At 74.5% G+C, this 12,719-nt stretch carries 12 protein-coding genes; 8 read left to right on the forward strand and 4 right to left on the reverse strand.

Translation table 11 applies throughout. The features are described 5' to 3' along the window. Window positions 1-80: 80 nt before the first annotated feature. The 4 genes from IF20_RS25720 to IF20_RS25735 all read right to left on the reverse strand — a co-directional run bounded on the left by IF20_RS25720 (window position 81) and on the right by IF20_RS25735 (window position 2,032). Window positions 81-359: a hypothetical protein gene (locus IF20_RS25720; RefSeq protein ID WP_052867706.1), complete on the reverse strand. Its 279-nt coding sequence runs from the start codon at window positions 357-359 to the stop codon at window positions 81-83. Between the two features lie 260 nt (window positions 360-619). Next, window positions 620-847: a DUF3107 domain-containing protein gene (locus tag IF20_RS25725; RefSeq protein ID WP_052867707.1), complete on the reverse strand. Its 228-nt coding sequence runs from the start codon at window positions 845-847 to the stop codon at window positions 620-622. A 180-nt stretch (window positions 848-1,027) separates the two neighbouring features. Then, window positions 1,028-1,669 (reverse strand): TetR/AcrR family transcriptional regulator, encoded by a 642-nt coding sequence (locus IF20_RS25730; protein WP_052867708.1) that lies wholly within the window; start codon window positions 1,667-1,669, stop codon window positions 1,028-1,030. Window positions 1,670-1,816: 147 nt separating this feature from the next. Further along, window positions 1,817-2,032 carry a hypothetical protein gene (locus IF20_RS25735; RefSeq protein ID WP_052867709.1) on the reverse strand — a complete coding sequence of 72 codons (216 nt, stop codon included), beginning with the start codon at window positions 2,030-2,032 and terminating at the stop codon, window positions 1,817-1,819. Between the two features lie 215 nt (window positions 2,033-2,247). Here IF20_RS25735 and IF20_RS25740 point away from each other — a divergent pair, with 215 nt between their 5' ends. The 8 genes from IF20_RS25740 to IF20_RS25775 all read left to right on the forward strand — a co-directional run bounded on the left by IF20_RS25740 (window position 2,248) and on the right by IF20_RS25775 (window position 12,612). Continuing rightward, window positions 2,248-3,324 (forward strand): alpha/beta fold hydrolase, encoded by a 1,077-nt coding sequence (locus IF20_RS25740; RefSeq protein WP_110944543.1) that lies wholly within the window; start codon window positions 2,248-2,250, stop codon window positions 3,322-3,324. A gap of 8 nt (window positions 3,325-3,332) precedes the next feature. After that, window positions 3,333-4,799: a DUF3152 domain-containing protein gene (locus IF20_RS25745; RefSeq protein WP_052867710.1), complete on the forward strand. Its 1,467-nt coding sequence runs from the start codon at window positions 3,333-3,335 to the stop codon at window positions 4,797-4,799. A gap of 244 nt (window positions 4,800-5,043) precedes the next feature. Beyond that, a complete protein-coding gene (locus IF20_RS25750) occupies window positions 5,044-6,909 on the forward strand; it encodes a glycosyltransferase (RefSeq protein ID WP_052867711.1) in 1,866 nt (621 codons plus the stop codon). Beyond that, a complete protein-coding gene (locus IF20_RS25755) occupies window positions 6,906-8,525 on the forward strand; it encodes a hypothetical protein (RefSeq protein WP_199896738.1) in 1,620 nt (539 codons plus the stop codon). The genes IF20_RS25750 and IF20_RS25755 overlap by 4 nt, the downstream gene beginning before the upstream one ends. A 237-nt stretch (window positions 8,526-8,762) precedes the next feature. Beyond that, window positions 8,763-9,740 (forward strand): NAD-dependent epimerase/dehydratase family protein, encoded by a 978-nt coding sequence (locus tag IF20_RS25760; RefSeq protein WP_052867712.1) that lies wholly within the window; start codon window positions 8,763-8,765, stop codon window positions 9,738-9,740. Further along, a complete protein-coding gene (locus IF20_RS25765) occupies window positions 9,728-10,540 on the forward strand; it encodes a spherulation-specific family 4 protein (RefSeq protein WP_052867713.1) in 813 nt (270 codons plus the stop codon). Before IF20_RS25760 ends, IF20_RS25765 begins: the two co-directional genes overlap by 13 nt. Before the next feature lie 63 nt (window positions 10,541-10,603). Next, window positions 10,604-11,782 (forward strand): adenylyltransferase/sulfurtransferase MoeZ, encoded by a 1,179-nt coding sequence (gene moeZ / locus IF20_RS25770; protein WP_052867714.1) that lies wholly within the window; start codon window positions 10,604-10,606, stop codon window positions 11,780-11,782. A gap of 176 nt (window positions 11,783-11,958) precedes the next feature. Continuing rightward, window positions 11,959-12,612 carry a hypothetical protein gene (locus IF20_RS25775; protein ID WP_052867715.1) on the forward strand — a complete coding sequence of 218 codons (654 nt, stop codon included), beginning with the start codon at window positions 11,959-11,961 and terminating at the stop codon, window positions 12,610-12,612. Window positions 12,613-12,719 lie beyond the last annotated feature (107 nt).

Here is a 12,719-nt window from a genome sequence, read left to right on the forward strand (position 1 = left end):
GTACATCGGCCGGAAAGCGCCCTCACGGTCCGTCCGCGGTGGAGTCCTCACCGGGCGGTGGCCGGGCCTCCCGCGGCCTCTCAGGCGGGCGCCGACCCTTGCAGTCGACGGGCCGGCCGGGCTCCGGGACGCAGCAGCAGCGAGAGCAGCGCTGCGCACACGCCCACGGCCACGAGCAGCACCGCGGGGGCCCACCCGGGGCCGAGGACCGTGTGGGCCAGCAGCGCCCCGAAGACGGCCGCGCCGGGCCCCGTGGCCAGCGTCAGGCTGCGTGTCGGGAAGCGGCCGGGCAGCCTCCGCACGGCGGCGAGGGCGATGGCGAGGCCCAGGACCGCGGAGCCGAGCACTTCGAAGATCATGTTTCCCCTCCCGCGCGATGACGCCGTTGTGTCACGGCGGTGTCACTGTCGTTCGTGGGCCGTCGTACCCAAGGGGTGCCGCGGGCAATCGTGCCGGGCCGGACAAAGGTGCGATCACTGTCCTGACCAGGGGAAAGTGGCCGACATCGTGCGGTGGTGGGGGAGTGCGCCAGGGAGCGCGCCACGCACAACGGGCGGCGGCCCGGGGAACCGTCTCCCCGGGCCGCCGCCCGTCATGCGTGCTGTGCTGCGGCAGCGTCCTACAGCGCGCCGAAGCCCACCTTGCGCCCGGCCGGCTCGCCGAGCTCGACGTAGGCCAGGCGGTCCGCCGGCACCAGAACCTTGCGGCCGTGTTCGTCCTCCAGGCTCAGCAGCTGCGACTTGCCGCCCAGCGCAGCGGAGACCGCGCTCTCGACCTCCTCGGCAGACTGCGAGCTCTCCAGGACGATCTCGCGGGGCGCGTGCTGCACGCCGATCTTGACCTCCACGGCTTATGTCCCTCCGACGGTCTCGGTCCCCCCGGTCCGACCAGGGGGCGGGGTGCGCGACGATCCGCGCCGTACGCAGCACACATTAGCCCGGTACGGGGACGCACAGGACGTCACGGAGCACGCCCGCAGCGAACACGGAGCATGCCCGCAGCGAGCGCGTGCGGCCCCCGCGGTCCCTCAGTGGCCTTCGACGCCGTGCAGCGGGAAGCCCGCGATGCCCTTCCAGGCCAGCGAGGTCAGCAGCTGCACCGCCGTGTCGCGCGGCACCGTCCGCTCGCTGGAGAGCCAGTACCGCGCGACGACCTGGGACACTCCGCCCAGGCCCACCGCGAGCAGCATGGACTCCTCCTTGGAGAGCCCGGTGTCCTCCGCGATCACGTCGCTGATCGCCTCGGCGCACTGCAGCGAGACCTTGTCCACGCGCTCGCGGACAGCCGTCTCGTTCGTCAGGTCGGACTCGAACACCAGCCGGAACGCGCCGCCCGGGTCCTCCACGTACGCGAAGTACGCGTCCATGGTCGCGGCGACCCGCTGCTTGTTGTCGGTGGTGGAGGCCAGGGCCGTCCGCACCGAGTGCAGCAGCGCCTCGCAGTGCTGGTCCAGCAGCGCGAGGTAGAGGTCGAGCTTGCCGGGGAAGTGCTGGTAGAGCACCGGCTTGCTGACGCCGGCCCGCTCGGCGATGTCGTCCATCGCCGCAGCGTGGTACCCCTGTGCCACGAAGACTTCCTGTGCAGCGCCCAGGAGCTGGTTGCGCCGCGCCCGGCGCGGCAGGCGCGTGCCCCGAGGGCGCGCGGCCTCTGTCTGCTCGATGGCGCTCACGCCGCCTCCCAGTGTCGTTCCGTTCGAGATGCACACAGCCCGGTGCACCGCGCCCGCCATCGTACTTTTGGGTAACGAGGCTGTGCGCGGTCCGGACCGAGAATTTATCCGCCCGGGGTCTGCGGGAAGCCGACATACCGGCTCAGGTCACCGGTAATCGTCTTCGTCGAGCTCGACCGTCCGGGCCTGTTCCGCGCGGTCCGCCTCGTTCGCTGCGTCGGGATCGCCGCCGGTCAGCGCGTCGTCGTGGTGGGGAGCGAGCTCGGTCAGCTGCTCCTGGGCGTCCGCCTCCGGTGCTTCCACGTCCATTTCGGCCGCCTCGTCCTCGTCGAAGGTATCCGGATCTGTGGGGTCGACTGGCATGGTGGCTCCCCTTTCCTGGGCGAGCGTCCTTTACACGAGCCTATGAGAGGGCGATGCCCGGCGCGACGTGGTACGCGCCGCGAACGGGTGGCGCCCTCCCCGGGCCCGTCGTTCCAGAGGCGCGGTGCCCGTCCTGCGCGATGTCAAGCGTGACGCGAGAGACGTGTGATGGCGAACACACCGGAAGGGGTGTGATCGTCTCGTAACATCGACGCATGTCTTCCACGGAGCCGCCGGACACCCGAACCGCGCTCCCGGTGCCGCCCGGGGGGCCGGGCCCGTATGTGGGCGCCGAGGAGACGCTGCGCAGCGTGAGCCTGCGGGGCGTGACGCTCAGTGTGCGCGCGCCTGCCAGGGTGCGCGAGGGGCTGCCGCCCGCCCTGTACGTCCACGGCCTCGGCGGCTCGTCGCAGAACTGGTCGGCCCTGATGTCGCTGCTCGCCGACCGGGTGGACGGCGAAGCGCTGGACCTCCCCGGCTTCGGCGACTCCCCGCCCCCGGACGACGGCAACTACTCCATCAGCGGCCAGGCCCGCACGGTCATCCGGTACCTGGAGCACCGCGGCCGCGGCCCCGTGCACCTCATCGGCAACTCCATGGGCGGCGCGGTCGCCACCCGGGTCGCGGCGGTCCGCCCGGACCTCGTACGGACCCTGACGCTGGTCTCGCCCGCCCTCCCCGAACTGCGGCCGCAGCTCAGCGCGCTGCCCACGGGGCTGCTGGCGCTCCCCGGCGTGACCGGCCTCTTCAGCCGCCTCACCCGGGACTGGACGGCCGAGCGCCGCACCCGTGAGGTGCTGGCCCTCTGCTACGGGGATCCCGGGAAGGCCACGCCCGAAGAGGTGGCGGCGGCGGTCGAGGAGACCGCACGCCGGCTGGAACTCCCGTACTTCTGGGAGGTGATGGAGCGCGCCTCACGCGGCATCGTCAGCGCCTACACGATCGGCGGCCAGCACAACCTGTGGCGGCAGGCGGAACGCGTCCTCGCGCCCACCCTGCTCATCTACGGCGGGCGGGACCGGCTGGTCTCCTTCAGGATGGCCCGCAGGGCCGCCGCGGCCTTCCGGGGCTCCCGTCTGCTCACGATCCCCGAGGCGGGCCACGTCGCGATGATGGAGTACCCGCCGACCGTGGCCCGCGCGGTCCGCGAGCTGCTCGACGACACCGATCACGCGGCCTCCGAGAGCCCGGAGGGTCGCACGACGCCGGACACCCGCGGCGGCGCCGCCCCTCCGGAGGGCGGCGCGGACGGCGCGACGGGAGACACCACCGCCGATGCGAACAGGAGCTGACGGGCCGAGTGGGACGCCATAGCCGCCGAATTCCGGACGGGCCCGCCGACACCACGGAGACCGCCGCCGCGGACGGCCGGGCCGCGGCCGGACCGCCGCCCTGGACGGCCGCGGACGCCCAGGGCGGCGCCCCGGGCCCCCGACCCGACGCGGACCCCGGCAGGGGCCGCCGGCGGCGGCGCGGAGAGGAGGGGCTCGCGGAGGCCCCTCCGGTACGTGGCGGTCATCCGGCCCACCATGAGGACACCGTCGCCCCGCGCCCCCCGCAGGCCCCGCTCGCCCCGGGGCCTCCGTTGGTGCCGCACCAGCGCGGTACGGGCGGCGGGCGCCCCGGCGTGCTCGGCACGCCGGTCGATCCGGGTGGCCGCCGGCCGGGTCCGCGCCAGGAGTACCTGGACGCCTTCGCCGACGACGACCTCTTCGCGGCGGGTGCGTCGGGCGCCGCCCCCGATGGCCCGCCCGCACCGCGTCCCCCGAAGGGGGCGCAGCCTCCGGTGGGGGGCCCGCCCGCCGCGCCCGCGCCGCCTCCGGGGGCAGCGCCGGGTTCACGGAGGGCGCCGGGCTCGCCTCTCGGGCCCTCCGCGCCCTCCTCTCCCGAGGGTGACGAGGGACTCGCCGCATACGAAGCGGAGTTCGCGGACGAAGAGCCGCCCGAGGACGCTCCCGCCCGGCGGCGCGGCGCCAAGGGGCGCACCTTCACCGGAGTGGCCGCCGCCGCGGTGACCACCGTGCTCGCGGTGGTGGTCGCGGGCCAGGTCGCCGATGCCCGCAAGAACGGCGCCGAAGAAGGAGCGCCGGCGAGCGGCGGGAACGCCGCCCCGCAAGCGGACGCCGGCACCGCGGGCCCGCACGCCGGGCACACCGCCGCGCCCGCCACGTACGCCGCCAAGATGTCCAGGCTCTACCCGCTCGCGGCCGACCTGAAGGGGCCGGGGACCTTCCGGCCGGCCGGCGGCGCCGCCGCGGCGCCGGGGCGCGGCCACGTGGTGCGCTACCGCGTCGACGTGGAGGACGGGCTCGGGTTGGACGGTGACCTGTTCGCCGAGGCGGTGCACAAGACGCTGAACGACGCGCGCAGTTGGGCGCACGGAGGGCAGCGGACGTTCGAGCGCGTCGCCTCGGGCAAGGCGGACTTCGTGATCACTCTGGCGAGCCCGGGCACGACGGACGAGTGGTGCGCCAAGTCCGGCCTGGACACCAGCCAGGAGCGCGTCTCCTGTGACTCCGCCGCGACCGAGCGCGTGATGATCAACGCATACCGGTGGGCGCGCGGCGCCAAGACGTACGGCCCCGACAAGATGTACGCGTACCGGCAGATGCTGATCAACCACGAGGTGGGGCACCGGCTGGGCCACGACCACGAGGGCTGTCACCACCAGGGAGCGCTCGCGCCCGTGATGATGCAGCAGACCAAGTTCCTGAGCACGGACGGCGTCACCTGCCGCCCGAACGCCTGGCCTTTCCCGACCGGCTGACGCGCGGCACGTCCGCGACGCCGGGCCGTCGCCCGGGTGGTCGACACTCCCTGTAGCGCGGTGTGCACGTAGCGCATCCGAACGTCGCATTCGGCGGAAAGTTACGCCCCTTCACCCCTTTTGGTGGCGCGATGGACAACCGTCCGTCGCGCCACCGGTGCTTCTGCGTAGCGTCGGGGCGCAGGCGGTGCCGAATCCGGCCACCGTCCGGAAGGTCGCCGATCCGAGGAACGGGGGTGCACTTGTGCGCATAGGTCTGCTCACCGAGAGTGGCGACGCGTATGCGTGTGGTGAGACGCGTGCCTGGTGCGACCGGCTCGTGCGCGGGCTCACCGGTCACGACTTCGAGGTGTACGCGCTCGACCGGGGTACCGCGCCGCAGTCCGGCCCGCAGGGGCTGCCGGAGCGGGGCCACCCGGCGCGTACGGCCCCGCTGTGGGGCGAGTTGCCCGACGCGTACCGCTGGTGGCCGGCCGGCGCCCGGGTCCGCGCGGGACGCCGCGTGCGCAGGCGCTTCGCCCGGCACTTCGCGGACCTCACGGCGGCGTTCTGCGGCGCGCCCGTCGAGCCGCCGGACAGGCCGGCGAAGGCTGCGAAGGCGGTGGAGGTCCGCGGCGGAGCTGCCGTGAGCGGCGGCGCCGGGCCGCAGGCGGACCGTTTCGCCGCCGGTCTGTACGGCCTCGCCGATCTTGCCCGCGGCGACGGCCACCTCCCCGAACTGCTCCGCTCCGAGACGGCCGTTCGCGCCCTCGAAGCGGCCTGTCGAGCCCCCGGCGCCCCGGCCGCCGCGCGCGCCGCCCAGGTGAGCGACCTGCTGGCCGTCACCGAGGCGCTGGAGGTCGCGCTGCGCCCGCTGTCGCTGGACTGGTACGGCGACGGGGAGGGCGGGCGGCACGAGGACACCCAGGATGGGGGGCAAGAGGACCGAGGGCTCGGCGGGGTCGACCTCTGCCACGTCACGAGCGGCGGCCCGGCGGCGCTCGCCGGACTGCTGGCCAAACGCTTCTGCAACACTCCGCTCCTGGTCACGGAGTACGGCGTACGGCTGCGCGAGCACTACCTCGCACGCGGCGCCGCGCCGCTCAGCACGCCCGTGCACGCCCTGCTGGCCGCCTTCGAGGCCGCGCTGGCCACGGAGACGTACCGCGCCGCCGATCTGATCACCCCCGGCAACACCCGCATCCGCCGCTGGCAGGAGCGGTGCGGCGCGCCCCGCGACCGGCTCCGCACGGTCTACCCGGGCATGGACGCCGGGCCGTTCGCCGCCGTCCCGGACGCCGCCGCCGACGGCTCCAAGGCCCTGGTGTGGGTCGGGACCGTCGAACCCGAGAAGGACCTCATCGGGCTGCTGCACGCCTTCGCCCGCGTCCGTGCGGCCGAACCGGAGGCGACCCTGCGCATCATCGGCTCCCCCGCCGAGGGACCGGAGCCGGCCGCCTACCTCGCGCACTGCCGAGCGCTGGCCGCGCAGCTCTTCCCGGACGAGGCCGCCGACGCGGTCACGGTCGGCGAGAGCCCGGTGTCGTTCGAGGAGATCGGCGATCCCGGCCTGCCGCACCAGGCCGACGCCTACGAAGCGGGCGCGGTGTCGGTGCTCTCCAGCGTCGTCGGCGGCTTCCCGAGGACGCTGGTGGAGGCGATGTTCTGCGGCCGGGCCACGGTGTCCACGGACGTGGGCGCGGTCTGCGAAGCCATCGGCGGCACGGGCCTGGTCGTACCGCCGCGCAACCCCCGGGCGCTGGCCGAGGCCTGCGTCGCGCTGCTGGGCGACCCGGCGCGGCGAGCCCGGCTGGGCGCGGCGGCGCGCGCCCGCGCACTCGAACTGTTCACCGTCGAGCAGAACATCACGGCATTTCGTGGCATCTACCTGGAGCTGATGGCGCACACCCCGCTGCTCCCTGCCGAGCGGGACGTGGACGGCGCGCCGCGCCTCTTCGCGCGCACCGCCGAAACACAGCTGCCCGGCCCGTGGTCCGCCGCCGGCCAGGCATCCGGGCCGCAGGACCGCGGCCACACCCCCAGCTGGGCCCGACCGCCCGCGGGACCGGACCCTGCCGGCCCGCGGGTGCCGGCCGGCGTGGCCCGGACGAGAGGAGGAGGCGACGCATGACCGCACACCGGACCCGGGCAGCGCACCGGCCCGACCTGCCCACGACCCCGCGCAGCCCCGGAGGCTGGGACACCCGCTCCAGCGAGCTGCTCGCCGGGATCGCGGGGACCGCCGCCGTGGGCGATGAAGCGGCGGCCTACCGCTCCACCGTCGACGGGAGGGCAGCCGAAAGCGCCGCCGCCTCAGCAGGCGACGCGACCGTCGCCCCACGGGAAGCAGGTCTCGGACGTACCCCTGAGGCGACGCGGATCGCCGCCCACGAAGAGGACCCCCAGGTCGCTCAGGCCGCTGCCCGGGGCCCCGCCCCCGAAGACGGCGCCGCCCCCGAAGAGGGCTCCGCTCGGAAGGTGCCGCCCCGTAGGGGGCCGGCCGACCCCGTACGGGAGCTGATGCACCGCCACCGTGAGCTGTGCGCACGCGCCGTGGACCCGCTGGAGATCGCCGCGGGGCTGGAGGCGCACGGCGTGACCGACCGGACGGCCGCCCGCTTCCGGCACCGCGACGTCTTCTCGCTCGCCGAGGAGCTCTACGCCCGTGTGCCGCGCGCCGACGCCCTCGACGCCGCGCACCCCGCGGACCCGGCACCGCTGCCCTCCCGCCGGGTCCGTGCCGTCCTGCAGGCGCTGCCCGGCGCGCTGGCCGCGGCCACCGTCGTCGCGGTCGCCTCGGTCCAGGGCCCGGCGCCCGCCTCGTACGTCCGCCCTGCGCTGGCCGTCGTCGGCGCGGCGTGCGTCTTCCTGGCGCTGCGGCTGTGCCTGCGGGGCGGGCCGCTGGGCGGCGCGCACCGTACCGGCCGGGTGGCCGCCCTGTGGACCTGCTGGCTCGCCGGTCACGTGCTCTTCGGGGACCGGCTGTTCCACCTGCTGCAGTCCGGCGGCCCCGACGTGCCTACGGGCGGCTGGTCGGCCGCCTTCGAAGCGCTGTTCACCACGGCCCCGGAGGCCGTCGGCCGGCCGCTCCACCTGCCCGGCCTGACGCCGGGCGGTACGGCGACCGCGGTCGCGCTGTGCTGTGCGGTGGTGCCCGCCGCCTGGTGCGCGCGCCGGTTCGCGGTCCACGGGCGGCGCCGGCTCGCGGCCAGCCGCGGTCTCGGCGAGTTCGCGGCCCGGATGCGGCCCCTGTTGATCGGCACCGTGCTGCTCTTCCTGGCCGCGGTCACCGCGCTGCTGGCCGCCGCCACCCTCCTGCCCGGCACGTTCGGGGCCGGCCCCGGCCGGCTGTCGCTCCCCGCGCTCGCCTCCTTCACTGCCGCCCTGGCCCTCTCCGTGCTGCTCTTCCTCGCCCGCCTCCTGGCCGTTCACGGCTTCCCGGCAGCCGCGGGCACCGGGCTCGCCGCGGCCGGCGCGCTGGAGGCCGTGGCCCTCGCGACGCTGCCCGCCGGGCGGCTCCCGGGGCTGGAGGCGGTGGCCCGCCCCGTGGAGGCGGCGGCCGGACTGCTGGGCCCCGCCGTCGTGCCGGCCGTCGCCTGCGCCGCCGCCGCGGTCGGCCTGTTCGCCTACGGACTGCGGGCTCTGACCGGCGCGTCGGCGCACTCCCCGGAGCCCGGCACCGGCGCGCTCCGCACCGGCCCCGCCGGCACCCCGCCGCCCGGCCCGTCCGCGGCGACCGCCCCCTGACCCGCGCGGCCGCGCAGCCACGCAGTCGCCGGCCGCGCACCGCCGCCCCGCTCCGTACTCCTTCGACCCCTTCACGACCCCCTCTGAGGAGCCCTCGCACATGACCGTCCATCACGCCGTACGAGAATTGCTCGTAGGTGAACCGGCCGTACGGAAGCCGGCCGCCGCCCCGGCCCTGCGGGAGCGGGCCGCTGCCCGCCAGGCCGTTCCGGCCGTCCGAGCACCGGGGGGCGCGCGATGAGGGTTCTGCTCGTCGGTGCCAATGGGTACCTCGGCCGGCACGTAGCCGACCGGCTGCTCGCCGATCCGGCCGTCCAGCTCACCGCGCTCGGCCGTGGCGACGACGCCGACGTCCGCTTCGACCTGGCCTCGGGCAGTCCCGGCGCGCTCACCCGCTTCCTCGATGCGGTGCACCCCGGCGTCGTGATCAACTGCGCCGGCGCGACGCGCGGCGGCGCCCGCGACCTGACCCGGCACAACACCGTCGCGGTCGCCACGATCTGCGAGTCCCTGAGGCGCAGCGGTTGCGGCGCCCGACTGGTGCACCTCGGCTGCGCCTCCGAATACGGGCCCTCGCAGCCGGGGTCGTCCACCGCCGAGGACGCGGTGCCGCGCCCCGGAGGCCCGTACGGCGTGAGCAAGCTCGCCGCGACCGAACTGGTGCTGGGCTCCGGCCTGGACGCGGTCGTGCTGCGGGTCTTCTCGCCGGTCGGCCCCGGTACGCCGGCCGGATCCCCGCTGGGCCGGCTCGCCGAGGCGATGCGCCGCGCCATCCAGTCCGGCGAGGGCGAACTGAAGCTCGGCGGGCTCGGTGTGCAGCGCGACTTCGTGGATGTACGCGACGTGGCACGCGCCGTGCACGCCGCCTCGCTCTCCGCTGCCCAGGGAGTGGTGAACATCGGCACGGGCAAAGCCGTACGACTGCGTGAGGCCGCCGCCGTGCTCGCCAGGGTCGCCGGGTTCGGCGGCGCGCTGCACGAACTGGACACCCCGCCCGGGTTCGCGCCGGGCGGCCACGCCCCCGCGCGGGTCGCGATCCCGGGCCAGAGCGGTGAGCACTCCGGCGGTCTGCCCGCCGCTCCGTATCCGGACGGCTGCGGCAGCTGGCAGCAGGCCGACGTCCGCACCGCCCGCGACCGGCTCGGCTGGCGCCCGCGCATCGGGCTGGAGGAATCGCTCGCGGACATCTGGATGGAGGCCGCATGTCGCATCTGACCGCGCCGACCCCGAGCCTGGAGGCGGCGCGCGGCGCCGGCCCGCTCGGGGTGGGGGTCCCCGGGTACGGGCATCCGCTGCTCGCCCCGGCCGAGTGGGGCGAGCTGCACCGGCTGGCCCAGGAGGAGCCGCACCCGTACGGCGGCGGGCCGCTGCACTGGGCCGTGCTGAACGTCGCCGACGGCCCCGGCTCGCGGCCCGACCCGCACTGCCTGGCCGCCGTCGCCCGGCTGCGGGCGGCGGGGCCGGACCGACCGGCCGGCGGGCGACGGCCGGGCCCCCGGTTGCTGGGCCACCTGAACGCGGCGCACGGCTCCCGCGGCTTCGGCGAGCTGGTGTCCGAGGCGCACCGCTACCTCGACTGGTACGCGGTGGACGGCTTCATTCTGGACCGCTGTCCCACGGAGCGGACACATCTCGCCGAGACCCGCCGCGTCGCCACCACGCTGCGGGCGCTGACGGACGACGCGTATCTGGTCTTCCGGCACGGCGAGCACCCATGCGCCGGGTACGCGGAGAACGCCGACCAGCTGGTCACCTTCGCCGGCCCGTGGACGGAATACCGCTGGTCACAGGTGGCGGAGTGGACCGCGGACCATCCGCCGGAGCGGTTCTGCCACCTGGTGCACGGCGTGCCGCGTACGCATCTGGAGGAGGCGCTGCGCATCGCCCGGTGGCAGGGCGCCGGCACCGTGTTCTTCACCGACCGCCGGGACACCGGCAGCGGGGCGGCCTGGCAGACGCTGCCCGGTTACTGGGACGAATTCGTCTCGCGCATCGGACCTGGTGTCTCGGAATGAAGAAGGGCGTGGCAGTGTTACCAGCAGAGCAACTGTCATGAATTACCGACCAACGGAGTCCCCGTGTCGCTGCCACCCCTGGTAGAGCCCGCTTCGGAGCTCACCGTCGACGAGGTCCGCAGGTACTCCCGCCACCTGATCATCCCCGATGTCGGGATGGACGGGCAGAAGCGGCTGAAGAACGCCAAGGTGCTGTGTGTCGGCGCCGGCGGCCTGGGCTCGCCCGCGCTGATGTACCTGGCCGCGGCGGGCGTGGGCACGCTCGGCATCGTGGAGTTCGACGAGGTCGACGAGTCGAACCTGCAGCGCCAGATCATCCACAGCCAGGCGGACATCGGCCGCTCCAAGGCGGAGTCCGCGAAGGACACCGTCCTCGGCATCAACCCGTACACCACGGTCAACCTGCACAAAGAGCGCCTCGACTCCTCCAACGTCATGGAGCTCTTCGCGCAGTACGACCTGATCGTCGACGGTACGGACAACTTCGCCACCCGTTACCTGGTCAACGACGCCTGCGTGCTGCTGAACAAGCCGTACGTGTGGGGTTCGATCTACCGCTTCGACGGCCAGGCCTCGGTCTTCTGGTCCGAGCACGGTCCCTGCTACCGCTGCCTGTACCCGGAGCCCCCGCCGCCGGGCATGGTGCCCTCCTGCGCCGAGGGCGGCGTCCTCGGCGTGCTGTGCGCCTCGATCGGCTCCATCCAGGTCAACGAGGCCATCAAGCTGCTCGCCGGCATCGGCGACCCGCTGGTCGGCCGCCTGATGATCTACGACGCGCTGGAGATGACCTACCGCCAGGTCAAGGTCCGCAAGGACCCGGACTGCGCGGTCTGCGGCCCGAACGCCACGGTCACCGAGCTCATCGACTACGAGGCCTTCTGCGGCGTCGTGTCGGACGAGGCCCAGGAGGCGGCGCTCGGCTCGACGATCACTCCGAAGCAGCTCAAGGAGATGATCGACGGCGACGAGAAGATCGAGATCATCGACGTTCGCGAGCCGAACGAGTACGAGATCGTCTCGATCCCCGGCGCCAAGCTGATCCCGAAGAACGAGTTCCTGATGGGTACCGCCCTCCAGGACCTGCCGCAGGACAAGAAGATCGTCCTGCACTGCAAGACGGGTGTCCGCTCCGCCGAGGTCCTCGCGGTCCTGAAGTCCGCGGGCTTCTCGGACGCGGTGCACGTCGGTGGCGGCGTCATCGGCTGGGTCAACCAGATCGAGCCGGAGAAGCCGGTCTACTGACCGGTCGCGCCCGCTGAGCGCCAAGGTGGCCCGTCCGCATCGCGGACGGGCCATCCGCATGTTGGGCGCGGGGCGAGGCTTCGGTGGTGCGGCGCTCCGCCGCGCCCGTAGGGCAGCCTCCCGTCCGCGCCGTAAACCGGTACCGCGGCGCGAAGGCACCGCCGTACGGTGGCCGCATGGACTTCTTTCCGCCACCCCGGCCGAGGGACGAAGAGCCGGACGAGGAATCGGCGTTCACCCGGGTCCCCTGGGAGGACGCGCCCGAGGACGTCATCGGCGGCATCGTGCCACTGGAGCGGGTGCTGGCCCGCAACGACCACCTCGCGATCGTCGCGACCCAGGCCGTCGCCTACGCGGACGGCGTGGAGATCCGGCTCCGACTGCGTGCCCGGCGCCGTCCCGGCATGGGCCGTGACGAATGGGCGCTCGTCTCCCGCGGGATGTGGGGGTACGACGACGACCCGTGGCAGGTGGCGGCGGCGGAGGAGGCGGCCGCGCAGGGCCGGCACCCGGACGGTCTGCTGCGCTTCGGGGTGCGCTTCGCGGACGGCTCCGTGGTGACCACCGTCGACGAGCGCGATGACGACGACGAGTGGCCCGGGCAGCGCCCGGAGCGGCCGGTGCTGAGCCTGAACGAGGAGGGCGGCGGCAGCTCCGGCGAGAACATCGACAGCGAGTACACGCTCTGGCTCTGGCCGCTGCCCCCGCCGCAGCTCTTCGAGCTGGCGGTCGAGTGGCCCCTGCTGGGCGTGGACCTCACCTTCACGCCCCTGGACGGCGCGGAGATCGCAGCGGCCGCGGCCCGCGCCCGGCCCTTCTGGGACAGCTGACCGAGCGTACGAAGGCGCGCGGTAACGCGATGCACGAGGGCGCGCGGTTCGCTGTGCACGAAGGCGCGCGGTTCGCGATGCACGAAGGCGCGCGGGACGAACCGCGC

This window comes from Streptomyces niger, assembly GCF_000718305.1.
Lineage (GTDB): Bacteria > Actinomycetota > Actinomycetes > Streptomycetales > Streptomycetaceae > Streptomyces > Streptomyces niger.